This window comes from Vibrio sp. Makdt (assembly GCF_027587015.1).
GTDB lineage: Bacteria > Pseudomonadota > Gammaproteobacteria > Enterobacterales > Vibrionaceae > Vibrio > Vibrio chagasii_B.
On sequence record NZ_JAPPTH010000007.1, the window covers coordinates 147,233 to 170,700 of the forward strand.

At 45.0% G+C, this 23,468-nt stretch carries 40 protein-coding genes; 38 read left to right on the forward strand and 2 right to left on the reverse strand.

What is annotated here, in order from left to right; all coding sequences use genetic code 11:
• Positions 1 to 131: 131 nt before the first annotated feature.
• The 38 genes from OH460_RS11175 (at position 132) to rplQ (ending at position 21,732) form a co-directional block, all read left to right on the forward strand.
• Positions 132 to 857, forward strand: a complete 726-nt coding sequence (locus OH460_RS11175; protein ID WP_004737190.1) for a helix-turn-helix transcriptional regulator — start codon at positions 132 to 134, stop codon at positions 855 to 857.
• On the forward strand, positions 851 to 1,240 hold the full coding sequence (gene tusD / locus OH460_RS11180; protein ID WP_004737191.1) for a sulfurtransferase complex subunit TusD: 390 nt from the start codon (positions 851 to 853) through the stop codon (positions 1,238 to 1,240). Before OH460_RS11175 ends, tusD begins: the two co-directional genes overlap by 7 nt.
• Positions 1,237 to 1,593 carry a sulfurtransferase complex subunit TusC gene (gene tusC, locus OH460_RS11185; protein ID WP_269997117.1) on the forward strand — a complete coding sequence of 119 codons (357 nt, stop codon included), beginning with the start codon at positions 1,237 to 1,239 and terminating at the stop codon, positions 1,591 to 1,593. Before tusD ends, tusC begins: the two co-directional genes overlap by 4 nt.
• A gap of 8 nt (positions 1,594 to 1,601) precedes the next feature.
• Positions 1,602 to 1,877: a sulfurtransferase complex subunit TusB gene (gene tusB, locus OH460_RS11190; RefSeq protein ID WP_269997119.1), complete on the forward strand. Its 276-nt coding sequence runs from the start codon at positions 1,602 to 1,604 to the stop codon at positions 1,875 to 1,877.
• Positions 1,878 to 2,059: 182 nt separating this feature from the next.
• Positions 2,060 to 2,434 carry a 30S ribosomal protein S12 gene (gene rpsL / locus OH460_RS11195; RefSeq protein ID WP_004737194.1) on the forward strand — a complete coding sequence of 125 codons (375 nt, stop codon included), beginning with the start codon at positions 2,060 to 2,062 and terminating at the stop codon, positions 2,432 to 2,434.
• 107 nt (positions 2,435 to 2,541) lie between these two features.
• A complete protein-coding gene (gene rpsG / locus OH460_RS11200) occupies positions 2,542 to 3,012 on the forward strand; it encodes a 30S ribosomal protein S7 (RefSeq protein ID WP_004737195.1) in 471 nt (156 codons plus the stop codon).
• A 143-nt stretch (positions 3,013 to 3,155) separates the two neighbouring features.
• The gene (fusA, locus tag OH460_RS11205; RefSeq protein WP_105057637.1) at positions 3,156 to 5,252 is read left to right on the forward strand and encodes an elongation factor G; all 2,097 of its coding nucleotides are present in this window, start codon (positions 3,156 to 3,158) and stop codon (positions 5,250 to 5,252) included.
• Positions 5,253 to 5,399: 147 nt separating this feature from the next.
• Positions 5,400 to 6,584: an elongation factor Tu gene (tuf, locus tag OH460_RS11210; protein ID WP_105057636.1), complete on the forward strand. Its 1,185-nt coding sequence runs from the start codon at positions 5,400 to 5,402 to the stop codon at positions 6,582 to 6,584.
• A gap of 317 nt (positions 6,585 to 6,901) precedes the next feature.
• A complete protein-coding gene (locus OH460_RS11215; protein WP_061033930.1) occupies positions 6,902 to 7,090 on the forward strand; it encodes a (2Fe-2S)-binding protein in 189 nt (62 codons plus the stop codon).
• Between the two features lie 81 nt (positions 7,091 to 7,171).
• The gene (gene bfr / locus OH460_RS11220; RefSeq protein ID WP_061033929.1) at positions 7,172 to 7,654 is read left to right on the forward strand and encodes a bacterioferritin; all 483 of its coding nucleotides are present in this window, start codon (positions 7,172 to 7,174) and stop codon (positions 7,652 to 7,654) included.
• Between the two features lie 424 nt (positions 7,655 to 8,078).
• Positions 8,079 to 8,390 carry a 30S ribosomal protein S10 gene (gene rpsJ / locus OH460_RS11225; RefSeq protein WP_004736761.1) on the forward strand — a complete coding sequence of 104 codons (312 nt, stop codon included), beginning with the start codon at positions 8,079 to 8,081 and terminating at the stop codon, positions 8,388 to 8,390.
• 14 nt (positions 8,391 to 8,404) lie between these two features.
• Positions 8,405 to 9,034: a 50S ribosomal protein L3 gene (gene rplC, locus OH460_RS11230; RefSeq protein WP_004738804.1), complete on the forward strand. Its 630-nt coding sequence runs from the start codon at positions 8,405 to 8,407 to the stop codon at positions 9,032 to 9,034.
• A 16-nt stretch (positions 9,035 to 9,050) separates the two neighbouring features.
• Positions 9,051 to 9,653 (forward strand): 50S ribosomal protein L4, encoded by a 603-nt coding sequence (gene rplD / locus OH460_RS11235; protein WP_004738803.1) that lies wholly within the window; start codon positions 9,051 to 9,053, stop codon positions 9,651 to 9,653.
• The gene (rplW, locus tag OH460_RS11240; protein WP_004738802.1) at positions 9,650 to 9,952 is read left to right on the forward strand and encodes a 50S ribosomal protein L23; all 303 of its coding nucleotides are present in this window, start codon (positions 9,650 to 9,652) and stop codon (positions 9,950 to 9,952) included. The genes rplD and rplW overlap by 4 nt, the downstream gene beginning before the upstream one ends.
• 15 nt (positions 9,953 to 9,967) lie before the next feature.
• On the forward strand, positions 9,968 to 10,792 hold the full coding sequence (gene rplB, locus OH460_RS11245; protein ID WP_061033928.1) for a 50S ribosomal protein L2: 825 nt from the start codon (positions 9,968 to 9,970) through the stop codon (positions 10,790 to 10,792).
• Positions 10,793 to 10,811: 19 nt separating this feature from the next.
• On the forward strand, positions 10,812 to 11,090 hold the full coding sequence (rpsS, locus tag OH460_RS11250; RefSeq protein WP_004736729.1) for a 30S ribosomal protein S19: 279 nt from the start codon (positions 10,812 to 10,814) through the stop codon (positions 11,088 to 11,090).
• A gap of 10 nt (positions 11,091 to 11,100) precedes the next feature.
• Positions 11,101 to 11,433: a 50S ribosomal protein L22 gene (gene rplV, locus OH460_RS11255; protein WP_004736732.1), complete on the forward strand. Its 333-nt coding sequence runs from the start codon at positions 11,101 to 11,103 to the stop codon at positions 11,431 to 11,433.
• A gap of 18 nt (positions 11,434 to 11,451) precedes the next feature.
• Positions 11,452 to 12,150, forward strand: coding sequence for a 30S ribosomal protein S3 (gene rpsC, locus OH460_RS11260; RefSeq protein WP_004738797.1), 699 nt, complete (start codon positions 11,452 to 11,454; stop codon positions 12,148 to 12,150).
• 11 nt (positions 12,151 to 12,161) lie between these two features.
• Entirely contained in the window at positions 12,162 to 12,572 is a 411-nt protein-coding gene (rplP, locus tag OH460_RS11265) for a 50S ribosomal protein L16 (protein ID WP_004736736.1), read from the forward strand.
• On the forward strand, positions 12,572 to 12,763 hold the full coding sequence (gene rpmC / locus OH460_RS11270) for a 50S ribosomal protein L29 (protein ID WP_004736737.1): 192 nt from the start codon (positions 12,572 to 12,574) through the stop codon (positions 12,761 to 12,763). Before rplP ends, rpmC begins: the two co-directional genes overlap by 1 nt.
• A complete protein-coding gene (rpsQ, locus tag OH460_RS11275; RefSeq protein WP_004738796.1) occupies positions 12,763 to 13,017 on the forward strand; it encodes a 30S ribosomal protein S17 in 255 nt (84 codons plus the stop codon). Before rpmC ends, rpsQ begins: the two co-directional genes overlap by 1 nt.
• A 161-nt stretch (positions 13,018 to 13,178) precedes the next feature.
• Positions 13,179 to 13,550 carry a 50S ribosomal protein L14 gene (rplN, locus tag OH460_RS11280; protein ID WP_004738793.1) on the forward strand — a complete coding sequence of 124 codons (372 nt, stop codon included), beginning with the start codon at positions 13,179 to 13,181 and terminating at the stop codon, positions 13,548 to 13,550.
• An 11-nt stretch (positions 13,551 to 13,561) separates the two neighbouring features.
• Positions 13,562 to 13,879 (forward strand): 50S ribosomal protein L24, encoded by a 318-nt coding sequence (rplX, locus tag OH460_RS11285; protein WP_004738792.1) that lies wholly within the window; start codon positions 13,562 to 13,564, stop codon positions 13,877 to 13,879.
• A 24-nt stretch (positions 13,880 to 13,903) separates the two neighbouring features.
• Positions 13,904 to 14,443 carry a 50S ribosomal protein L5 gene (gene rplE, locus OH460_RS11290; protein WP_004738790.1) on the forward strand — a complete coding sequence of 180 codons (540 nt, stop codon included), beginning with the start codon at positions 13,904 to 13,906 and terminating at the stop codon, positions 14,441 to 14,443.
• A gap of 16 nt (positions 14,444 to 14,459) precedes the next feature.
• The gene (gene rpsN / locus OH460_RS11295; RefSeq protein WP_004738789.1) at positions 14,460 to 14,765 is read left to right on the forward strand and encodes a 30S ribosomal protein S14; all 306 of its coding nucleotides are present in this window, start codon (positions 14,460 to 14,462) and stop codon (positions 14,763 to 14,765) included.
• Positions 14,766 to 14,794: 29 nt separating this feature from the next.
• Positions 14,795 to 15,187 (forward strand): 30S ribosomal protein S8, encoded by a 393-nt coding sequence (gene rpsH, locus OH460_RS11300; RefSeq protein ID WP_004738788.1) that lies wholly within the window; start codon positions 14,795 to 14,797, stop codon positions 15,185 to 15,187.
• A 13-nt stretch (positions 15,188 to 15,200) separates the two neighbouring features.
• Positions 15,201 to 15,734 (forward strand): 50S ribosomal protein L6, encoded by a 534-nt coding sequence (rplF, locus tag OH460_RS11305; RefSeq protein WP_004738786.1) that lies wholly within the window; start codon positions 15,201 to 15,203, stop codon positions 15,732 to 15,734.
• Between the two features lie 9 nt (positions 15,735 to 15,743).
• Positions 15,744 to 16,097 carry a 50S ribosomal protein L18 gene (gene rplR / locus OH460_RS11310; RefSeq protein WP_004738784.1) on the forward strand — a complete coding sequence of 118 codons (354 nt, stop codon included), beginning with the start codon at positions 15,744 to 15,746 and terminating at the stop codon, positions 16,095 to 16,097.
• Between the two features lie 14 nt (positions 16,098 to 16,111).
• On the forward strand, positions 16,112 to 16,612 hold the full coding sequence (gene rpsE / locus OH460_RS11315; protein WP_004738783.1) for a 30S ribosomal protein S5: 501 nt from the start codon (positions 16,112 to 16,114) through the stop codon (positions 16,610 to 16,612).
• A gap of 7 nt (positions 16,613 to 16,619) precedes the next feature.
• Positions 16,620 to 16,796, forward strand: coding sequence for a 50S ribosomal protein L30 (gene rpmD, locus OH460_RS11320; RefSeq protein ID WP_004736756.1), 177 nt, complete (start codon positions 16,620 to 16,622; stop codon positions 16,794 to 16,796).
• A 5-nt stretch (positions 16,797 to 16,801) separates the two neighbouring features.
• Positions 16,802 to 17,236: a 50S ribosomal protein L15 gene (rplO, locus tag OH460_RS11325; RefSeq protein ID WP_004736758.1), complete on the forward strand. Its 435-nt coding sequence runs from the start codon at positions 16,802 to 16,804 to the stop codon at positions 17,234 to 17,236.
• A gap of 20 nt (positions 17,237 to 17,256) precedes the next feature.
• Entirely contained in the window at positions 17,257 to 18,591 is a 1,335-nt protein-coding gene (gene secY / locus OH460_RS11330; RefSeq protein ID WP_004738781.1) for a preprotein translocase subunit SecY, read from the forward strand.
• A 41-nt stretch (positions 18,592 to 18,632) separates the two neighbouring features.
• Positions 18,633 to 18,746 carry a 50S ribosomal protein L36 gene (gene rpmJ, locus OH460_RS11335; protein WP_000868186.1) on the forward strand — a complete coding sequence of 38 codons (114 nt, stop codon included), beginning with the start codon at positions 18,633 to 18,635 and terminating at the stop codon, positions 18,744 to 18,746.
• Positions 18,747 to 18,894: 148 nt separating this feature from the next.
• Positions 18,895 to 19,251 carry a 30S ribosomal protein S13 gene (gene rpsM, locus OH460_RS11340; RefSeq protein ID WP_004738779.1) on the forward strand — a complete coding sequence of 119 codons (357 nt, stop codon included), beginning with the start codon at positions 18,895 to 18,897 and terminating at the stop codon, positions 19,249 to 19,251.
• A 19-nt stretch (positions 19,252 to 19,270) separates the two neighbouring features.
• Positions 19,271 to 19,660 (forward strand): 30S ribosomal protein S11, encoded by a 390-nt coding sequence (gene rpsK, locus OH460_RS11345; protein ID WP_004738778.1) that lies wholly within the window; start codon positions 19,271 to 19,273, stop codon positions 19,658 to 19,660.
• Between the two features lie 31 nt (positions 19,661 to 19,691).
• Positions 19,692 to 20,312, forward strand: a complete 621-nt coding sequence (gene rpsD, locus OH460_RS11350; protein WP_004738777.1) for a 30S ribosomal protein S4 — start codon at positions 19,692 to 19,694, stop codon at positions 20,310 to 20,312.
• 22 nt (positions 20,313 to 20,334) lie between these two features.
• Positions 20,335 to 21,327: a DNA-directed RNA polymerase subunit alpha gene (locus OH460_RS11355; RefSeq protein WP_004729813.1), complete on the forward strand. Its 993-nt coding sequence runs from the start codon at positions 20,335 to 20,337 to the stop codon at positions 21,325 to 21,327.
• A gap of 24 nt (positions 21,328 to 21,351) precedes the next feature.
• Positions 21,352 to 21,732, forward strand: coding sequence for a 50S ribosomal protein L17 (gene rplQ / locus OH460_RS11360; RefSeq protein ID WP_004729812.1), 381 nt, complete (start codon positions 21,352 to 21,354; stop codon positions 21,730 to 21,732).
• A 276-nt stretch (positions 21,733 to 22,008) separates the two neighbouring features.
• Here the strand turns inward: rplQ and OH460_RS11365 are convergent, their stop codons facing one another.
• Both OH460_RS11365 and OH460_RS11370 read right to left on the reverse strand, forming a co-directional pair.
• Positions 22,009 to 22,506: a DUF2780 domain-containing protein gene (locus OH460_RS11365; protein ID WP_269997122.1), complete on the reverse strand. Its 498-nt coding sequence runs from the start codon at positions 22,504 to 22,506 to the stop codon at positions 22,009 to 22,011.
• A 134-nt stretch (positions 22,507 to 22,640) separates the two neighbouring features.
• Complete coding sequence (locus OH460_RS11370) at positions 22,641 to 23,261, reverse strand: FKBP-type peptidyl-prolyl cis-trans isomerase (RefSeq protein WP_008220519.1); 621 nt, start codon at positions 23,259 to 23,261, stop codon at positions 22,641 to 22,643.
• Between the last annotated feature and the right edge of the window lie 207 nt (positions 23,262 to 23,468).

Below are 23,468 nucleotides of genomic sequence, written 5' to 3' on the forward strand. Positions count from 1 at the left end.
ATTCGAATATGAGTATTTGATTTTTAAACTTGTTCTAAATCACTAGTTGCAATGTTAGCTAGGTGTGCAATTAAAATTTTCTGATAAACTTACATAAATTTGTTGATTTTTCACACGAAGGTAAGGAATAAGTGACTACTACAGAAACAGTCAATGCAGATGTGTTACTTGAAATGGAATCAGTCAATGTCATGCCATTCAGTGAACACGATAAAATCATTCTAAGATCTTATGAAGCGGTGGTAGACGGCATTGCGAGTCTAATTGGCCCATTTTGTGAGATCGTTCTGCACTCTTTAGAAGACCTCAACACCTCTGCGATTAAAATTGCTAACGGTGAGAATACGGGGCGTCAGGTTGGCTCGCCAATTACTGACCTTGCGTTAAAGATGCTAAAAGATATCGAAGGTTCTAAACGTAACTTCTCGCGCTCATACTTCACCCGTGCTAAAGGCGGCGTGTTGATGAAGTCGATCACTGTGGCTATCCGAAATGGTGAAGACCGAGTGATTGGCCTGCTGTGTATTAACGTGAACCTGGATGCGCCTTTCTCTCAAGTGCTGCAATCTTTCATGCCGACACAAGACGCAGACGAAGCTGCATCATCGGTTAACTTTGCAAGCGATGTTGAAGAGCTTGTTGACCAAACAGTTGAGCGCACCATTGAAGAGATCAATGCCGACAAGTCAGTATCGAACAATACCAAGAACCGTCAAATCGTGATGGAGTTGTACGACAAAGGTATTTTCGATATCAAAGATGCGATTAACCGTGTTGCTGAGCGATTGAATATTTCTAAGCACACCGTGTACCTATATATCCGTCAGCGTAAAACAGAGGATGAAGAGGGTTGTTAAGCTATACACTCCTAGTTAATGGACCTCTCTATGGTTCACAGTCAGCAAGAAGTGCTTACCAGTTTGCCGTGGCTCTGCTTCAACAGGGCCACAAACTCCACAGTGTGTTCTTTTATCAAGACGGCGTAAGTAACGGCTCTGACCTTACTGTGCCAGCTAATGATGAGTTTGATTTGGCTGCGGCTTGGCAGAAATTGGCAAATGAACACAATGTGAGTCTTGAGACCTGTGTTGCGGCGGCACTAAGACGTGGCATCATCAGTTCTGAAGAAGCAGAGCAGCATCAGCTTAGTGGCTCTAACTTAGCTTCTGGATTCACACAGGCTGGTTTAGGTAGCTTATCCGAAGCGCTACTCACGCAAGACAGAGTGGTACAGTTTTGAGAAAATTAGCTTTTGTATTTAATAGCTTTCCCCATACTACCGCTGCGGGTAGAGAAGGTTTAGACGCATTATTAGCTGCGTCGGCTTATAGTGAAGAGATCGTGGTATTTTTTGTCGGCGATGGTGTGACTCAGCTTCTTAAAGCACAACAGCCTGAACAGACACTGTCCCGTGACTACATCTCGGCGTTTAAGTTGATGGATCTGTACGATATCGAACAGGTATACGTATGTCAGCGAAGCCTGAATCAGTTCGGCCTTTCAGCTGATGATTTGTTGATTGATGTAACCGTCACAGAAGTCGATGAGTTAGCGCAGACGTTAGCTCAGTGCCAACAGATACTGACTTTCTAGGAAACGCTATGCTTCATATTGTTAAAACAGCCGATAAACTCAAGCTTGCACTCGTCTATTCGCAAACACAGGATCAGTTCTTGTTAGTTGAAGATGCGGTGTATGTTTGCCTTCCAAATCATGAGTTATTCACTCAAATCAGTGCAGTCGAGTATGTGTCGGTATTAAAACCCGATCTAGAGAGTCGTGGCCTACAAAAACTGGCCTCTGAAGCCATCACACAAGTAGGCTTTGATGGCTTTGTTGAATTGACAGTTTTAAACGACAAATCAGTCACTTGGTAGCCATGTTCTATCGGCTTGGTCAAAACTAAACCATCCTGAGCTCTAGACGGCTAAAAAAGATCTGTATATTTCTTGACACACATCCCACTGCTGAATAGAATTTTGCGTCCCTAATTGCGACATGTAGTTAGGGATAGATTTTTCACAAAGCTTACTTTCAAGTAAATTTCAGGAGCTAGTTAATGGCAACTATTAACCAGTTGGTTCGCAAACCTCGTGTAAAGCAAGTTGTTAAAAGCAACGTGCCTGCACTAGAAGCGTGCCCACAAAAACGTGGTGTATGTACTCGTGTTTACACTACTACACCTAAAAAACCTAACTCGGCACTACGTAAAGTATGTCGTGTACGTCTAACTAACGGTTTCGAAGTAACTTCGTACATCGGCGGTGAAGGCCACAACCTACAAGAGCACAGTGTTGTACTAATCCGTGGCGGTCGTGTAAAAGACCTTCCGGGTGTTCGTTACCACACTGTTCGCGGCGCACTTGACTGTGCTGGCGTTAACGACCGTAAACAAGGTCGTTCTAAGTACGGTGTGAAACGTCCTAAGTCTTAATTGATTCTCTTTTTTAAAAAGAAATCGTTAAGTAAGGCCAAACACTATTTTATTTATTATTCTGAAAAGTTTTGGAAAAAACCTGAAGAAGACAACGGAGAATATCCATGCCACGTCGTCGCGTAATAGGTCAGCGTAAGATCCTTCCAGATCCAAAGTTCAAATCTGAACTGCTGGCAAAATTCGTTAACATCCTAATGGTTGACGGAAAGAAATCTACTGCAGAGAAAATTGTTTACACTGCACTAGATGCAATGGCTGAGAAGTCTGGTAAAGACCACTTAGCTGTATTTGAAGAAGCTCTTGAAAATGTTCGCCCAGCGGTAGAAGTTAAATCTCGCCGTGTAGGTGGTTCAACTTACCAAGTACCTGTAGAAGTTCGTCCGGTTCGCCGTAACGCTCTTGCTATGCGTTGGGTAGTTGAAGCTGCGCGTAAGCGTGGTGAAAAATCTATGGCTCAACGCCTAGCTGCTGAAATGCTAGACGCGTCTGAGAACAAAGGTACTGCGGTTAAGAAACGTGAAGACGTTCACCGCATGGCTGACGCAAACAAAGCGTTCGCACATTACCGTTGGTAATACCTTTTTAGTGCTGCAAGGTTCCTTGCAGCACTTCTTTAGTTCCTATGCTTATGCTAGGAACTATTGCTATTTCTAGGGCAGGCAAATTTCAACCCTAGGTATAGCAATAGTCCCTAAGTCTCTAATAAGAGGATTCAACCGTGGCTCGTAAAACTCCTATTGAGCAGTACCGTAACATCGGTATCGTTGCTCACGTAGATGCAGGTAAAACAACCACAAGTGAACGTATTCTGTTCTATACCGGTCTTTCTCACAAAATCGGCGAAGTTCACGATGGTGCAGCAACCATGGACTGGATGGAGCAAGAGCAAGAGCGCGGTATTACGATCACTTCAGCAGCAACCACTACGTTCTGGCGTGGTATGGAAGCGCAATTCCCAGATCACCGTATCAATATCATCGACACTCCTGGACACGTTGACTTCACTATCGAAGTAGAACGTTCTCTACGTGTACTTGATGGTGCCGTTGTTGTGTTCTGTGGTTCATCTGGTGTTGAGCCTCAATCAGAGACAGTTTGGCGTCAAGCTGATAAGTACCAAGTTCCTCGTATGGTTTTCGTTAACAAAATGGACCGTACTGGCGCAGACTTCTTGCGCGTTATCGAGCAGATCAAGGACCGCCTAGGCGCGACTCCTGTTCCGATTCAACTGAACATTGGCGCAGAAGAAAACTTCCAAGGTGTTGTCGATCTTATCAAGATGAAGGCAATCAACTGGAATGAAGCTGACCAGGGCATGACTTTTACGTACGAAGACATTCCAGCAGACATGCAAGAAATGGCTGAAGAATATCGTACAGAACTTGTTGAAGCAGCGGCAGAAGCCTCTGAAGAGCTAATGGATAAGTACCTTGAAGAAGGTGAACTGACAGAAGCTGAAATCAAACAAGGTCTTCGTACTCGTACTCTTAATAATGAAATCGTACTAGCAACTTGTGGTAGTGCATTCAAAAACAAAGGTGTACAAGCTGTTCTAGATGCAGTGGTTGATTTCCTTCCTTCTCCAGTTGATGTACCTGCAATTAAGGGCATCGATGAAGACGAGAATGAAGCAGAGCGTCACGCGGACGACAAAGAACCGTTCTCAGCGCTAGCATTTAAGATCGCAACAGACCCATTCGTTGGTACTCTAACTTTCATCCGTGTTTACTCTGGTGTTGTTGAAAGCGGTAAAACAGCTTACAACTCTGTGAAGAAACAACGTGAACGTTTAGGTCGCATTGTACAAATGCACTCAAACAAGCGTGAAGAAGTAAAAGAAGTACGAGCAGGTGACATCGCGGCTATTATCGGCCTAAAAGATGTGACCACTGGTGAAACTCTGTGTGACCAGAACCATAAGATTGTTCTAGAGCGCATGGAATTCCCAGACCCAGTTATTCAGATCGTTGTAGAGCCAAGCTCACAAGCCGATCAAGATAAAATGACTATCGCGCTAAGTAAGTTAGCGGCAGAAGACCCATCGTTCCGCGTCGATATGGATGACGAAACAGGCCAGACACTGATTTCTGGTATGGGTGAACTACACTTAGATATCATCGTTGACCGTATGAAGCGCGAATTTAGCGTGAACTGCAACGTTGGTAACCCGCAAGTCGCTTACCGTGAAACAATTCGTGGTACAGCGAAAGCGGAAGGTAAATTTATCCGTGAACACGGTGGTAAAGGTCAGTACGGTCATGTATGGCTGAAACTGGAACCATCAGAAGTTGGCGAAGGCTTTGTCTTCGTGGATGAAATTGCCGATGGTACAGTACCAAAAGAGTTTATCGCTTCAGTAGCTAAAGGCGTTGAAGAGCAGATGAACAATGGTGTGCTTGCTGGCTATCCAGTTCTGGATATCAAAGCTACACTATATGATGGTTCTTACCATGAAACAGATTCAAGTGAGATGGCGTTTACAATCGCTGCCTCTATGGCTTTCAGATCAGGTGCACTTGAAGCGCAACCAGTTCTGCTTGAGCCTATGATGAAAGTTGAAGTGACTACTCCAGAAGACTGGATGGGTGACGTTGTTGGCGATATTAACCGTCGTCGCGGCATCATCGAAGGTATGGACGAGGGGACAGCTGGCCTGAAGATAATTCGTGCACAAGTTCCGTTGTCTGTCATGTTCGGTTACTCAACTGATTTACGTTCTGCGACACAAGGTCGTGCTTCTTACTCCATGGAGTTTAGTGAGTACGCTGAAGTGCCTAACAATGTTGCAAAAGCAATCATTGCAGAGCGTGGTTAAACAAAAGGAAGGCATTTTTTTCATTTTTTGAAAGATCTAATGCGTCCAAATATTGCGCTAACGAGAGTTGGCGCATAAAATAGCAATTTCTGGCGCGTCTCGCTCAATAATGAACGTGGCGAATCATAACTAGGAAGGAACACGATTGTGTCTAAAGAAAAATTTGAACGTACGAAACCGCACGTAAACGTTGGTACTATCGGCCACGTTGACCACGGTAAAACAACTCTAACTGCTGCTATCTGTACTACACTTGCAAAAGTGTACGGTGGTGTTGCTAAAGATTTCGCATCTATCGATAACGCTCCAGAAGAGCGTGAGCGCGGTATCACAATCGCTACTTCTCACGTTGAGTACGACACTCCATCACGTCACTACGCACACGTAGACTGCCCAGGACACGCGGATTATGTTAAAAACATGATCACTGGTGCTGCGCAAATGGACGGTGGTATCCTAGTTGTTGCTGCGACTGACGGCCCAATGCCTCAAACTCGTGAGCACATCCTACTTGGTCGTCAAGTTGGTATCCCTTACATCATCGTATTCATGAACAAATGTGACATGGTTGATGACGAAGAGCTACTTGAGCTAGTAGAAATGGAAGTTCGTGAACTTCTTTCTGAGTACGACTTCCCAGGTGATGACCTACCAGTTATCCAAGGTTCTGCACTTGGCGCACTAAACGGCGAGAAGCAGTGGGAAGACAAGATCGTTGAGCTTGCAGAAGCACTAGATTCTTACATCCCTGAGCCAGAGCGTGCAGTTGACCAACCGTTCCTACTACCAATCGAAGACGTATTCTCGATCCAAGGTCGTGGTACTGTTGTAACTGGTCGTATCGAGCGTGGTATCCTACGTGTAGGTGACGAAGTAGAAATCGTTGGTATCAAAGAGACTACTCTTACTACTTGTACTGGTGTTGAAATGTTCCGTAAACTGCTTGACGAAGGTCGTGCAGGTGAGAACGTTGGTGCACTTCTACGTGGTACTAAGCGTGACGAAGTTGAACGTGGCCAAGTACTATCTGCTAAAGGTTCTATCAACCCACACACTAAGTTCGAGTCTGAAGTATACGTACTTTCTAAAGACGAAGGCGGCCGTCACACTCCTTTCTTCAAAGGTTACCGTCCACAGTTCTACTTCCGTACAACTGACGTAACAGGCGACATCACTCTACCAGAAGGCGTAGAAATGGTAATGCCAGGTGACAACGTTCAAATGACTGTTGAGCTAATCGCTCCAATCGCAATGGACGAAGGCCTACGTTTCGCTATCCGTGAAGGTGGCCGTACTGTAGGTGCTGGTGTTGTAGCTAAAATCTTCGCTTAATAGCATTTAGATTTTTGCACACTCTTCATTAGAAGAGCACGCATCAAAAAAAGGGGAGCTTCGGCTTCCCTTTTTTATTTTGGTTATAAGGAAAATTCGCAACTCGTAATATCCGCAGTCTATATTCCGATGTAAATACAGTTATTTACTTAGCGGCTTAAGCTGCCCACCTAAACTCTCTCCTCTCCAAAGCCCGTTAAACTCTCTTTTCGACGAAACACTATAACCAATCGATATAAATATACGGCAATTTTTGACTGGTAATAAGAATGATTCCTTTTTATATTTAACCTCAAGTTAAGGGGTTAGGTTTTACTATGTACGTTTGTTTATGCCATGGGGTCTCGGACAAGAAAATCCGCAAGTTGGTATTAGAAGAGGGCATTACTGACATAAAAGGAATTAAAAAGTGTACAGCACTTGGCAGTCAATGCGGCAAGTGTGTACGTTCAGCAAAAGAAGTCATTAACGACACCGCGAAAGACCTGTTCAAACAGGCAAGCTAGTTCTGCTCAAAGGGCAGTAGCTTTTTTGACACTTCTCGATTTGGTTCTACAGTTAGAAGAGCCAAAGAGGAGGGCTATGTCATGAAAGGCGATCCAATCATCATTCAACATCTCAATAAAATTCTTGGTAATGAACTTGTCGCAATAAATCAGTATTTCTTGCATGCGCGCATGTATAAAGACTGGGGTTTAAAGCATCTCGCCGACAAGGAATATCATGAATCCATCGACGAAATGAAACATGCCGACCATCTGATTGAACGAATCTTGTTTCTCGAAGGGCTCCCCAATCTGCAAGATCTAGGCAAACTTAAAATCGGCGAAGATACTCAGGAAATGCTGGAGTGCGACTTGTCATTAGAGATGGAAGCCATTCCGGATCTGAAAAACGCCATCGCTTATGCTGAAGACATTCACGATTATGTGTCACGAGATCTGTTCCTTGAGATTTTGGAAGATGAAGAAGAACATGTCGATTGGTTAGAAACCCAACTCGGCCTCATCAAAATGACGGGTATTCAAAATTACCTACAAGCTCAATATGTCGATGAAGACGAAGGCTAAAAAGTACCAATAACAAGGGTAGCTGCTCAGGCGCATCCTAGCGGCTACCTTGCTTTTCTTTTTTAGTCGGTAGGGCACTACCAAGAATGAAAAATTCTCCAATCCCCCCTTCCACTAGATTTTGCGATTATTTTTCAAACACAGCTTGCAAGTTAAAGTGTGATCTGTATAATGCACCGCACTAGCTTAAGCTGGTTGTGAACCAATGAGCACTGAGGAGTAGGTTTTACCTAGTAATGTATACTCAGCTTATGTTCGCGGTTAATAAAAATAGTAAGGCTTGTCTTTACTTCAAAAGTTAACTGACAATGCGTCCTAATTTTGGATGCTACGGTTTCACATAAATCAATCGGCATTCTCTCGTTTTATCGAGTTTGAGTGGCGATATTGTTTGTGTAATTTTTAATAATTGGAGCTCTGTCTCATGCAGAACCAACGTATTCGTATCCGCCTTAAAGCGTTTGATTACAAGCTAATCGATGCTTCAACTGCGGAAATCGTTGAAACAGCAAAACGTACTGGCGCACAGGTTCGTGGTCCTATCCCACTACCTACTCGTAAAGAGCGTTTCACTGTTCTTACCTCTCCACACGTCAACAAAGATGCACGTGACCAGTACGAAATCCGTACTCACAAGCGTTTGATCGACATCGTTGAGCCAACAGATAAAACTGTTGATGCTCTAATGCGTCTTGATCTTGCAGCTGGCGTTGATGTTCAAATCAGCCTAGGTTAAGGGAGATAAGAATAATGATTGGTCTAGTCGGACGTAAAGTGGGTATGACCCGCGTATTTACTGAAGAAGGCGTTTCTATCCCAGTAACTGTTGTTGAGGTTGAAGCGAACCGTATTTCTCAAGTTAAAACTCTAGAGAACGACGGCTACGCAGCAATCCAAGTAACTACTGGTGCTAAGAAAGCTAACCGTGTAACTAAACCTGAAGCTGGTCACTTCGCGAAAGCGGGTGTAGAAGCAGGTCGCGGTCTTTGGGAATTCCGTTTAGAAAACGGCGAAGAGTTTGAAGTTGGCGCTGAGCTAAACGTAGAACTTTTCAACGAAATTAAAAAAGTAGACGTTACTGGTACATCTAAAGGTAAAGGCTTCCAAGGCGCTGTTAAGCGTTGGAACTTCTCTACTCAAGATATGACTCACGGTAACTCTTTGTCTCACCGTGCACCGGGTTCAATTGGCCAATGTCAAACTCCAGGTCGCGTGTTTAAAGGCAAGAAAATGGCAGGTCACATGGGTGCTGAGCGTGTAACGACTCAAAACCTAGAGATCGTACGTGTTGACGCTGAGCGCAATCTGCTTCTTATTAAAGGTGCAGTACCAGGCTCAACAGGCGGCAACGTGATCGTAAAACCTGCTGTTAAAGCATAACGTCTAGGAGTAAGTAATGGAATTGATGGTTAAAGGTGCTGATGCACTAACTGTTTCCGAGACTACTTTCGGACGTGACTTCAACGAAGCTCTTGTACACCAAGTAGTTGTTGCATATGCAGCAGGTGCTCGTCAAGGTACTCGTGCTCAAAAGACTCGTTCTGAAGTATCTGGCGGTGGCGCTAAGCCATGGCGTCAAAAAGGTACTGGCCGCGCACGTGCTGGTACAATTCGTAGCCCAATCTGGCGTACAGGTGGTGTTACTTTTGCTGCGAAACCACAAGATCACAGCCAAAAAGTAAACAAGAAAATGTACCGCGGTGCTATGAAGAGCATTCTTTCTGAGCTTGTTCGTCAAGAGCGTCTAATCGTTGTTGATAACTTCTCAGTAGAAGCACCAAAAACAAAAGAACTTGTAGCTAAGCTTAAAGAGCTTGAGCTAAGCGACGTTCTGATTGTAACTGGCGAAGTAGATGAAAATCTATTCTTAGCTGCTCGTAACCTATACAAAGTTGACGCACGTGACGTTGCTGGTGTTGATCCAGTATCTCTAATTGCATTCGACAAGGTTCTAATGACTGCTGACGCAGTTAAGCAAGTTGAGGAGATGCTAGCATGATCACTGAAGAGCGTATCTTAAAAGTTCTACGTGCTCCGCACATCTCTGAAAAAGCAACTATGGCAGCTGAGAAAGCGAACACTATCGTTTTCAAAGTAGCTAAAGATGCAACTAAGAAAGAGATCAAAGCAGCTGTAGAAAAGCTATTTGAAGTTGAAGTTAAGTCTGTAAATACTCTTGTTCAAAAGGGTAAGACCAAACGTCAAGGTATGCGTGAAGGCCGTCGTTCAGACGTTAAGAAAGCCTACGTTACTTTGAAAGAAGGTCAAGATCTTGACTTCGTTGGCGGCGCGGAATAACAGGAGTAGTTAAAAATGGCTATTGTTAAATGTAAGCCGACTTCCCCTGGTCGTCGTCACGTCGTTAAAGTTGTTAACGCTGACCTACACAAGGGTAAGCCATACGCACCTCTTCTAGAGAAAAACTCTAAGAACGGTGGTCGTAACAACAACGGTCGTATCACAGTACGTCACATCGGCGGTGGTCACAAGCACCACTACCGTGTAATTGACTTCAAACGTACTAAAGATGGCATCCCAGCGAAAGTTGAGCGTCTAGAATACGATCCAAACCGTAGCGCTAACATCGCTCTAGTTCTGTACGCAGACGGTGAGCGTCGTTACATCATTGCACCAAAAGGTGTTCAAGCAGGTGACCAGATCCAATCTGGTGTTGATGCGCCAATCAAAGCAGGTAACACTCTGCCGATGCGTAACATCCCAGTAGGTTCTACTGTACACTGTGTTGAACTTAAGCCTGGTAAAGGTGCTCAACTAGCTCGTTCGGCTGGTGCTTATGCTCAAATCGTTGCTCGCGACGGTGCATACATCACTATCCGTCTACGTTCTGGTGAAATGCGCAAAGTACTTTCTGAAGGTCGTGCAACGATCGGTGAAGTTGGTAACTCTGAGCATATGCTACGTGAACTTGGTAAAGCTGGTGCTTCACGCTGGCGCGGCGTACGTCCAACCGTACGTGGTGTAGTAATGAACCCGGTGGATCACCCACACGGTGGTGGTGAAGGCCGCACATCTGGTGGTCGTCACCCAGTTTCTCCTTGGGGCGTTCCTACTAAGGGCTTCAAGACTCGTAAGAACAAGCGCACTGACAAGTACATCGTACGTCGTCGCACTAAATAATTTATAAAGAGGAATCGCCATGCCACGTTCTCTCAAGAAAGGTCCTTTTATTGACCTACACTTGCTGAAGAAGGTAGAGAAAGCGGTGGAAAGCGGAGACAAAAAGCCTATTAAGACTTGGTCCCGTCGCTCAATGATCATCCCAACAATGATTGGTTTGACCATCGCTGTCCATAATGGTCGTCAGCACGTTCCAGTTTTCGTTACCGAAGAAATGATCGGTCACAAACTGGGCGAATTTGCACCAACTCGTACTTATCGCGGTCATGCTGCAGATAAGAAAGCTAAGAAGAAGTAAGGAGTAGATGATGGAAGCTTTAGCTAAACATAACTTTGCTCGTATTTCTCCACAGAAAGCTCGCTTAGTTGCAGACCAAATTCGCGGTAAGTCGGTAGACCAAGCTCTTGAAATTCTAACTTTCAGCAACAAAAAAGCTGCTGTATTGGTTAAGAAGGTTCTTGAGTCAGCTATCGCTAACGCGGAACATAACGAAGGTGCAGATATCGACGATCTAAATGTCGCTAAAATCTTCGTAGATGAGGGCCCTATCATGAAGCGTATTATGCCTCGTGCTAAAGGTCGTGCGGATCGTATCTTGAAGCGTTCAAGCCACATCACTATTGTTGTAGCAGATCGCTAAAGACTAGGAGAGTAAGCAATGGGTCAGAAAGTACATCCTAATGGTATTCGTCTTGGCATCGTTAAGCCTTGGAATGCTACATGGTTTGCTAATACCAAAGATTTCGCTGACAACCTAGACGGCGACTTCAAGGTACGTCAGTTCCTTACAAAGGAACTACAAAAAGCATCACTATCTCGTATCGTTATCGAGCGTCCAGCTAAGAGCATCCGTGTGACTATTCACACTGCTCGTCCTGGCGTTGTTATCGGTAAGAAAGGTGAAGACGTAGAGAAGCTACGCGCAGCTGTAGCTAAAATCGCAGGTGTACCAGCGCAAATCAATATCGCTGAAGTACGTAAGCCTGAGTTAGATGGTCAGCTTGTAGCTGATAGCATCGCGTCTCAACTAGAGCGTCGTGTTATGTTCCGTCGTGCTATGAAGCGCGCAGTACAAAACGCAATGCGTCTAGGCGCTAAAGGTATCAAAGTGGAAGTAAGTGGTCGTCTAGGCGGCGCTGAAATCGCACGTTCTGAGTGGTACCGTGAAGGCCGTGTGCCTCTACACACTCTACGTGCAGACATTGATTACGCAACTTCTTCGGCTCACACTCAATACGGTGTGATCGGCATTAAAGTTTGGATCTTCAAAGGTGAGATTCTAGGCGGTATGCCAGCTGCTAACGCAGTAGAGCCTAAAGGCGATAAGCCTAAGAAGCAGCGTAAAGGCCGTAAGTAAGGAGTCGAACGATGCTACAACCAAAACGTACTAAGTTCCGCAAGGTTATGACTGGTCGTAACCGTGGTCTAGCTAAAGGTACTGAAGTAAGCTTCGGCGAATTCGGTCTTAAAGCTGTTGGCCGTGGTCGTCTGACTGCACGTCAAATCGAAGCGGCACGTCGTGCTATGACACGTCACATTAAGCGTCAAGGTCAAATCTGGATCCGTGTATTCCCAGACAAACCGATTACTGAAAAGCCTCTTGAAGTTCGTCAAGGTAAAGGTAAAGGTTCAGTAGCGTACTGGGTTGCTCAAATCCAACCTGGCAAAGTTATGTACGAAATGAATGGCGTACCTGAAGAGTTGGCACGTGAAGCGTTCCGCCTAGCGGCACGTAAACTGCCTGTTAAAACTACTTTTGTAACTAAGCAGGTGATGTGATGAAAGCACAAGATCTACGCGAAAAGAACGTTGAAGAGCTTAACGCTGAGCTATTGAATTTGCTACGTGAACAGTTCAACTTGCGCATGCAAGCTGCAACTGGTCAGCTTCAGCAAACTCATACTCTAAAAGCTGTACGCCGTGATATCGCACGTGTGAAAACTGTTTTGACTGAAAAGGCAGGCGCATAATGAGCGAAACTAACCGCATCCAGCAAGGCCGTGTAGTAAGTGACAAGATGGACAAGTCTATCGTTGTTGCTATCGAGCGTACTGTAAAACACCCAATTTACGGTAAATACGTTAAACGCACGACTAAAGTACACGCACACGACGAAGACAACACTTGTGGCCTAGGCGACAAAGTTGAAATCGCTGAGTGTCGTCCTCTGTCTAAGACTAAGTCTTGGACATTGGTTAAAGTTCTAGAAAAAGCGAAGATTTAATCTTTGTAATTCTATAACTTATAAGCGGCTCCAAATTATTTTTGGGGCCGCTTGTTTTTTGTCTACCCAATTTAAAAAAAGGGTGGTACAATTCGCGTCCCTTTTAAAGAGGCAGCCCGACCCGAGAGGGTCTAGTTTTAATATTTAGCGGAGCACTAACAATGATCCAGATGCAAAGTACACTTGACGCAGCAGATAACTCTGGCGCGCGCAAGGTAATGTGTATTAAGGTTCTGGGTGGCTCTCACCGCCGTTATGCACATATCGGTGACATCATCAAAGTTACAGTTAAGGAAGCAATTCCTCGCGGTAAAGTAAAAAAAGGTGATGTTCTGAAGGCGGTAGTAGTGCGCACCCGTAAAGGCGTTCGTCGCCCAGACGGTTCTGTCATTCGCTTCGACAGTAATGCTTGTGTATTGTTAAACGACACTACTGAGCAACCAGTCGGCACACGTATCTTTGGTCCTGTGACTCGTGAACTTCGTAACGCGAAATTCATGAAGATTGTATCACTAGCACCTGAAGTTCTGTAAGGAGCGGCAATATGGCAGCTAAAATCCGTCGTAATGACGAAGTAATCATTCTTGCTGGTAAAGATAAAGGCAAGAAAGGTAAAGTAACTAAGGTTCTGACAACTGGTAAAGTTATCGTTGAAGGCATCAACCTTGTTAAGAAACACCAAAAGCCGGTTCCGGCTCTAGGTCAACAAGGTGGCATCGTTGAACAAGAAGCAGCTATTGACGCTTCTAACGTTGCAGTTTTTAACGCGGCTACTGGTAAAGCAGACCGTATCGGTTTCCGTATCGAAGATGGCAAGAAAGTTCGTTTCTTCAAATCTAACGGCGAAACTGTTTCTAACTAATTAGAAGTAATTTGGAGTTCTACTATGGCGAAACTGCATGATTACTACAAGTCGTCTGTAGTCGCTGAGCTTACCAAAGAGTTCAGCTACACAAGCGTCATGCAAGTCCCTAGGATTGAGAAAATCACCCTAAACATGGGCGTTGGTGAAGCAATCAACGATAAGAAACTGCTAGAAAACGCAGCAGCTGATATGGCAACGATCTCTGGTCAAAAGCCACTTATCACTAAAGCGCGTAAATCTGTAGCTGGTTTCAAAATTCGTGAAGGCTACCCAATTGGTTGTAAAGTAACCTTGCGTGGTGAGCGCATGTGGGAATTTTTAGAGCGTTTAATCTCTATCGCACTTCCACGTGTACGTGATTTCCGTGGTGTTAGCGCTAAGTCTTTCGACGGTCGCGGTAACTACAGCATGGGCGTTCGCGAGCAAATCATCTTTCCGGAAATCGACTACGATAAAGTCGATCGTGTCCGCGGTCTTGATATCACTATCACGACTTCTGCGGGTTCCGATGAGGAAGGCCGAGCTCTGCTGGCTGCCTTTAACTTCCCATTCCGTAAGTAAGGGTAGGGTTACTGTTATGGCTAAACAATCAATGAAAGCACGTGAAGCTAAACGTGCAAAACTAGTAGCTAAGTTCGCTGAAAAGCGTTCTGCGCTAAAAGTTATCATTAGCGATGTAAACGCATCTGAAGAAGATCGTTGGAATGCGGTTCTTAAACTGCAATCTCTTCCACGTGATTCAAGTGCATCACGTCAGCGTAACCGTTGCAACCAAACTGGTCGTCCACACGGTTACCTACGTAAATTCGGTCTAAGCCGCATTAAGGTTCGTGAAGCTTGCATGAAAGGCGAGATTCCGGGTCTTCGTAAGGCTAGCTGGTAATTGCCACTTAATCATTTGGAGTAAATCTTATGAGCATGCAAGATCCGATTTCGGATATGCTGACCCGCGTTCGTAACGGTCAGGCAGCAAACAAAGTTGCTGTAAAAATGCCTTCTTCAAAGCTTAAAGTTGCAATTGCTGCACTACTAAAAGCTGAAGGTTACATCGTAGACTTCGCTGTTGAAGGCGAAGCAAAACCTGAGCTAGAAGTTACTCTTAAGTACTTCCAAGCTAAACCTGTAATCGAGCAAATCAAGCGTGTATCACGTCCTGGTCTAAGAGTTTATAAAAATAAAGACTCTCTACCAACAGTGATGGGCGGTCTTGGTATTGCAGTTGTTTCTACTTCCAAGGGTCTAATGTCTGACCGTGCTGCTCGTAAAGCAGGTCTTGGCGGTGAAATCATCTGTTACGTAGCTTAATAAGGAGTAGATTATGTCTCGTGTTGCTAAAGCACCTGTCGCTATTCCAGCTGGCGTAGAGGTGAAACTAAACGGCCAAGAAGTTACTGTAAAAGGTAGCAAAGGTGAGCTTACTCGCGTTCTTAACAACGCCGTAGTTATTGCACAGGAAGAAAACAACCTAACTTTCGGTCCGAAAGAAGGTGTTGCTAACGCATGGGCACAAGCTGGTACAGCTCGCGCTCTAGTTAACAACATGGTTGTGGGTGTTACAGAGGGCTTCACTAAGAAGCTAACTCTAAAGGGTGTTGGTTACCGTGCTGCTATGAAAGGCAACTCTGTAGCTCTAACTCTTGGTTTTTCTCACCCAGTAGAGCACGCTCTACCTGAAGGTATTAAAGCTGAGTGCCCTAGCCAAACTGAGATCGTTGTAACTGGTTGTGACAAGCAGCTAGTTGGTCAAGTTGCGGCTGACATTCGTTCTTACCGTGCTCCTGAGCCTTACAAAGGTAAAGGTGTTCGTTACGCAGATGAAAATGTGCGTACTAAAGAAGCTAAGAAGAAGTAAGGTATCACTATGGATAAGAAAGCATCTCGCATCCGTCGTGCTACACGTGCACGTCGTAAGATTGCAGAACTTGGTGCAACTCGCCTGGTAGTACACCGTACTCCTCGCCATGTTTACGCACAAGTTATCGCGGCAAACGGCTCTGAGGTTATCGCAGCTGCTTCTACTGTAGAAAAAGCGATCCGTGAGCAAGTTAAGAACACTGGTAACGTTGATGCAGCTAAAGCAGTTGGTAAAGCTGTTGCTGAGCGCGCTCTTGAAAAAGGCGTAGCTTCAGTTGCATTCGATCGTTCTGGTTTCCAATACCACGGTCGAGTAGCGGCGCTAGCAGAATCTGCTCGCGAAGCTGGTCTGAAATTCTAAGGTAGGGTTGGAAGATGGCTAAAGAACAACAACAAGCTAATGATTTGCAAGAAAAGCTAATCGCTGTTAACCGTGTATCTAAGACGGTTAAAGGTGGTCGAATCATGAGCTTCACTGCACTAACAGTAGTTGGTGACGGTAATGGTCGTGTAGGTTTCGGTTACGGCAAAGCTCGTGAAGTACCTGCTGCGATTCAAAAAGCAATGGAAAAAGCGCGTCGTAACATGGTTACTGTTGCGCTGAACGAAGGCACTCTTCACCACCCGGTGAAAGGTCGTCATTCGGGCTCTAAAGTTTACATGCAGCCAGCTGCAGAAGGTACAGGTGTTATTGCCGGTGGTGCAATGCGTGCTGTACTTGAAGTTGCGGGCGTACATAACGTACTTTCTAAAGCATACGGTTCTACGAACCCTATCAACATCGTTCGTGCAACGATTGGTGCTCTAGTAGACGTTAAGTCACCAGAAATGGTTGCTGCTAAACGTGGTCTAACTGTTGAATCTATTTCGGAGTAAGCACACGATGGCAACTATTAAAGTAACTCAAACTAAAAGCTCAATTGGTCGCCTACCTAAGCACAAAGCGTGTCTTAAAGGTCTAGGTCTTCGTCGCATCAACCATACAGTAGAACTTGAAGATACTCCGTGCGTACGCGGTATGATCAACAAGGTTTACTACATGGTTAAGATTGAGGAGTAATCAGAATGCGTTTGAATACTCTATCACCGGCTGCTGGCTCTAAACCTTCTAAGAAGCGTGTAGGTCGTGGTATCGGTTCTGGCCTTGGTAAAACAGGTGGCCGCGGTCACAAAGGTCAAAAGTCACGTTCTGGCGGCTCTGTTCGTCCAGGTTTTGAAGGCGGTCAAATGCCTCTAAAACAACGTCTACCTAAATTCGGTTTCACTTCTCGTAAGAGCCTAGTGTCTGCTGAAGTTCGTCTAGCTGAGCTAGCGAAAGTAACAGGTGACGTAGTTGATCTTAACAGCCTTAAAGCTGCTAACGTTATCACTAAGAACATCGAATTCGTTAAGATCGTTCTTTCTGGTGACCTAAGCAAAGCTGTGACTGTTAAAGGTCTACGCGTGACTAAAGGCGCTAAAGCTGCAATCGAAGCTGCAGGCGGTAAAATCGAGGAATAATCTCGAGGAACGAGGTACAGATGGCTAAGAAACCAGGACAAGATTTTCGTAGTGCTCAGAGCGGCTTAAGTGAACTAAAGTCGCGCTTATTATTCGTAATTGGTGCACTTTTAGTATTCCGAGCCGGCTCTTTTGTGCCGATCCCTGGTATTGACGCAGCTGTACTTGCCGATTTGTTCGATCAGCAAAAAGGTACCATCGTTGAAATGTTTAACATGTTCTCCGGTGGTGCTCTTGAGCGTGCATCTATATTAGCATTGGGTATCATGCCGTACATTTCGGCATCGATCGTAGTCCAATTGTTAACTGTAGTTCATCCAGCGTTAGCGGAACTCAAGAAAGAGGGTGAAGCAGGCCGTCGTAAGATAAGCCAATATACACGCTACGGCACGCTTGTACTTGCAACATTCCAAGCTATTGGTATTGCAACGGGCTTACCAAACATGGTCGACAATCTGGTTGTTATCAACCAAACCATGTTTACGCTTATTGCTACCGTGAGTTTAGTAACTGGTACCATGTTCTTAATGTGGTTAGGTGAACAAATCACTGAGCGAGGAATCGGTAATGGTATTTCCATTCTGATTTTTGCAGGTATTGTTGCTGGATTGCCTTCTGCAATCGGTCAAACAATCGAGCAAGCGCGTCAAGGTGAATTGCATGTGCTTCTTCTGCTGTTGATTGCTGTATTGTCTTTTGCTGTTATCTACTTCGTAGTTTTCATGGAACGTGGTCAACGTCGTATCGTCGTTAACTATGCGAAACGTCAACAAGGTCGTAAGGTTTTTGCAGCACAAAGCTCTCACTTGCCTCTTAAAATTAATATGGCAGGTGTTATTCCAGCGATTTTCGCATCGAGCATTATTTTGTTCCCAGGAACATTAGCACAGTGGTTTGGTCAAAATGGTGAAAGCAGCGCGTTCGGTTGGTTAACTGACGTGTCATTAGCTCTTAGCCCAGGTCAGCCTCTGTATGTAATGCTTTATGCAGCAGCTATAATCTTCTTCTGTTTCTTCTATACAGCGTTGGTGTTTAACCCACGTGAAACAGCTGATAACTTGAAGAAGTCTGGTGCATTCGTACCCGGTATCCGCCCAGGTGAGCAGACAGCGAAATATATCGATAAAGTGATGACTAGACTAACCCTTGCGGGCGCTCTATACATTACTTTTATATGTCTGATTCCTGAATTCATGATGGTCGCGTGGAACGTTCGTTTCTACTTCGGCGGCACTTCACTACTAATCGTAGTGGTAGTTATCATGGATTTCATGGCACAGGTACAGACTCATCTGATGTCACAACAGTATGATTCTGTGTTAAAGAAAGCGAATCTGAAAGGTTACGGCCGTTAATTCGGTGGTAATAATTTCAGTTCCATTTACGGAGTTTAGCAATGAAAGTTCGTGCTTCCGTTAAAAAAATCTGCCGTAACTGTAAAGTTATCAAGCGTAACGGTGTCGTTCGCGTGATTTGCAGTGAGCCAAAGCATAAGCAACGCCAAGGCTAATCAGCAGAAATTTTTACTTGAAATACAAGGTAGAGTCGAGTATATTCCTCGGCCTACCTTTTGCGTGCAAAAGAAGTAGTATGCCGCAGCGTATCCATAACGGGCTTTGCTGCGGATAATTCTTTTATGAACCCCTTAGGAGTGAATAATGGCCCGTATAGCCGGCATTAACATTCCTGATCACAAGCATTCTGTAATTGCACTTACTGCAATCTACGGTATCGGTAAAACTCGCTCTCAAGCTATTCTAGCTGAAGTGGGTATTGCTGAAGATGCTAAGATCAGTGAACTAACTGAAGAGCAGATCGATCAACTGCGTGATGGTGTAGCTAAGTACACTGTAGAAGGTGATCTACGTCGTGAAGTATCGATGAACATCAAGCGTCTTATGGACCTTGGCTGTTACCGCGGTCTTCGTCATCGTCGCAGTCTACCACTACGTGGACAGCGTACTAAAACCAACGCTCGCACCCGTAAGGGTCCGCGCAAGCCGATCAAGAAATAGTCGGATAAGGTAGAGTACAATGGCAAAACAACCAACTCGCGCGCGTAAGCGCGTACGCAAGCAAGTAGCTGATGGCGTAGCGCACATTCATGCTTCTTTCAACAACACAATCGTAACTATCACTGACCGTCAAGGCAACGCTCTTGCATGGGCTACAGCAGGTGGTTCAGGTTTCCGTGGTTCTCGTAAATCTACTCCGTTCGCAGCACAAGTTGCAGCTGAGCGTTGTGGTGAAATGGCTAAAGAATATGGCCTAAAGAACTTGGAAGTTATGGTTAAGGGTCCAGGTCCAGGTCGTGAATCTACTGTTCGCGCACTGAACGCTGCTGGTTTCCGTATCACTAACATTGTTGATGCGACACCAATCCCTCATAACGGTTGTCGTCCACCTAAGAAACGTCGCGTTTAAGTTTCGTTTCTAGGAATATTGGAGAAAGATCATGGCAAGATATTTGGGTCCTAAGCTAAAGCTTAGCCGTCGCGAAGGTACTGACTTATTCCTTAAGTCTGGTGTCCGTGCGATCGATACCAAGTGTAAAATTGATAACGCACCAGGTGTACACGGCGCTCGTCGCGGTCGTCTATCTGAGTATGGCGTTCAGCTTCGTGAGAAGCAAAAAGTTCGTCGTATCTACGGCGTTCTAGAAAAACAATTCCGCAACTACTACAAAGAAGCTGCACGTCTAAAAGGCAACACGGGTGCAAACCTGCTTCAGCTTCTTGAAGGTCGTCTTGATAACGTAGTTTACCGTATGGGCTTTGGTGCGACTCGCGCTGAATCTCGTCAACTAGTTAGCCACAAGTCTATCCTAGTTAACGGTAAAGTTGTAAACGTTCCTTCTTTCAAAGTAGCGGCAAACGACGTTGTTTCTATCCGCGAGAAAGCTAAACAGCAATCTCGTATTAAAGCGGCTCTAGAAGTTGCTGAACAACGTGAAAAGCCAACTTGGATTGAAGTAGATGCTGGCAAAATGGAAGGTACATTCAAGCGTATGCCTGAGCGTTCTGACCTATCAGCTGACATCAATGAACACTTGATCGTCGAACTTTACTCTAAGTAAGGTTAAAAAAAGAGAGGACACAATGCAGGGTTCTGTAACAGAATTTCTTAAGCCGCGTCTTGTTGACATTGAACAGATCAATACGACACACGCGAAAGTAACTCTTGAGCCATTAGAGCGCGGTTTCGGCCACACTCTAGGTAATGCTCTTCGCCGCATTCTTCTATCTTCTATGCCGGGTTGTGCCGTAACAGAAGTTGAAATCGAAGGTGTGCTACACGAATACAGCACTAAAGAAGGCGTTCAGGAAGATATCCTGGAAATCCTTCTAAACCTTAAGGGTTTGGCTGTGCGCGTTGCTGAAGGCAAAGATGAAGTGTTTATTACACTGAACAAATCAGGCTCAGGCCCTGTTGTTGCAGGTGACATCACCCACGATGGTGATGTAGAGATCGCTAACCCTGAGCACGTAATTTGTCACCTAACGGATGACAACGCTGAGATCGCTATGCGCATCAAAGTTGAACGTGGTCGTGGTTACGTTCCAGCTTCAGCTCGTATCCATACTGAAGAAGATGAGCGTCCAATCGGTCGTCTACTTGTTGACGCTACTTACAGCCCGGTTGATAAAATCGCTTACGCTGTAGAAGCGGCACGTGTAGAACAACGTACTGACTTAGACAAGCTTGTTATCGATATGGAAACGAACGGTACTCTAGAACCTGAGGAAGCAATCCGTCGTGCAGCTACTATTCTAGCTGAACAACTGGATGCGTTCGTAGATCTTCGTGATGTACGTGTACCTGAGGAGAAGGAAGAGAAGCCAGAATTCGATCCTATCCTACTACGTCCTGTAGACGATCTTGAACTAACAGTTCGCTCTGCTAACTGTTTGAAAGCAGAAGCGATTCACTACATCGGTGATCTTGTACAGCGCACTGAGGTTGAGCTACTTAAAACGCCAAACCTTGGTAAGAAATCTCTTACAGAGATTAAAGATGTGCTTGCTTCACGTGGTCTTTCTCTAGGCATGCGTCTAGAAAACTGGCCACCAGCGTCAATCGCTGAAGATTAATCGAAAAGTTAGAAGGATTAGGTCATGCGCCATCGTAAAAGTGGTCGTCAACTCAACCGCAACAGCAGTCATCGTAAAGCGATGTTCAGCAACATGGCTAGCTCTCTTGTTCGTCACGAAGTTATCAAAACTACCGTGCCTAAAGCAAAAGAACTACGTCGCGTAATTGAGCCGTTGATTACCCTAGCTAAGACAGACAGTGTTGCTAACCGTCGTCTTGCATTCGCTCGCACTCGTGATAACGAAGTGGTAGCAAAACTATTTAATGAACTAGGCCCGCGTTTCGCGGCTCGCCAAGGTGGTTACACTCGCATTCTTAAATGTGGTTTCCGTACTGGTGATAAAGCTCCAATGGCTTACATTGAGCTTGTAGACCGCCCAGCTGCTGAAGAAGCTGCTGAGTAATCTATCTAGATTCTTAATACAAAAAGCCGAGCATTAGCTCGGCTTTTTTGTATCTGGACTTTGTGTCTTTAAAGGTTGAATCTTGCACCACGATGTTTGGCATTTATTCTTGCCTTCTCTGCTTCACTATTCAAAATATCTCGCATCTCGCATCTCGCATCTCGCATCTCGCATCTCGCATCTCGCATCTCGCATCTCGCATCTCGCATCCCATTTCTTCCATCCACAAAAAAGAGCACCGAAGTGCCCTTATCATTTTCTAAAACTAACCACTCACTATAATTGCCAAATAGCAGCCAAAGAATCCATCAAGCCACTCGTTGCGCCTTTAGATTGCAGTGTTTGCAGAATGATTGGTGCAAACGTCGATACCATCGATGGATCCATACCTAAACTAGAAAAGGCACTTTCAACTGCACCTTGTGAGTTTAGTAGTGATGATAGACCCGTTGACTCCAGACTAGACATACCTGGGATAAGTGACGCAAGCTCTTTGTTATCTGTAGTATCTAATGAGTTCTGTGCCAGTGCTAACATAGAACCGATACCACCAATCGCTTGATCGCTAGTGACAGACGCTTGGTCGGCAACAGTGTCAGCAAGCGGTGTTGTTTCATTTTGTTGAGTCCACATGTTTACAGCTGCCATTAATGCAGTTTGTGATAGTTGAGAGTAGTTGGTATCAGAACCAGAACTGGTTTGTTCAGAGTCGCTAGTGCTAGAGCAAGAGACAACAGCAAGGCTGCTTAAAACTGTGATGAGTACTTTCTTCATTATTCGTCCTTAAGTAATAAAGTAATTTACTCTTTCACTATAAACGAAAAACGGCGATGTAGTGACATCGCCGTTGGATTATTTCAATTTTATTTGCCTATAGTATTTTGTTTTACTAGAGGTTTTTATAAAAATTAAAGAATAGCTAGAAGTTCAACTTCAAATACTAGAGCAGCAAATGGTGGGATTGCAGCACCTGCGCCACGCTCACCGTATGCTAGATCTTGAGGGATGTATAGCTTCCACTTAGAGCCAACAGGCATCATTTGTAGAGCTTGTACCCAACCTTGAATTACGCCAGTTACTGGGAATTCAGCTGGTTGACCGCGAGATACAGAGCTGTCGAAAACAGTACCGTCAGTTAGTTCGCCGTGGTAGTGAACACGTACTTGCTTGTCTGCTGTTGGGATTTCGCCAGTGCCTTCAGTTAGTACTTCGTATTGAAGACCAGACTCAAGAACGGTTACTTCTGAACGAAGAGCGTTGTCAGCTAGGAAAGCTTCGCCGTCAGCAGCTGCAGCTTTAGCTAGTTCTTGACGTGCAGCTTCACCGCGAGTGTGTAGCTCTTGTAGTGCGTTGTTGATTTCGTCAACTTCGATAGCTGGCATGTCACCAACTAGAGCTGTAGCGATACCAGCAGCGATTGCGTCAACGTTTAGGCCTTCAAGACCAGAACCAGCAAGTTGTTGGCCCATTTGTAGACCGATACCGTAGCTAGCTTTTTGCTCTACAGTTTCAAATTTTACTTCAGACATGAAAAGTCACTCTTTTTGTCAGTACGAAAAAGGTAAGAATACCAGTATTAGCAGCGTGAAGAAACGGCTAGTCCCTGATCACTTGCGCTTTACCGCGTCCAAATCACAGCCATGTCAATTTTCTTGCATTGAGCCCTGTTGTGACGGAAAGATCTATACTGTTGGTACTTTGGTTTTTATACTGTAGTTATTCAATGTATAGGACGC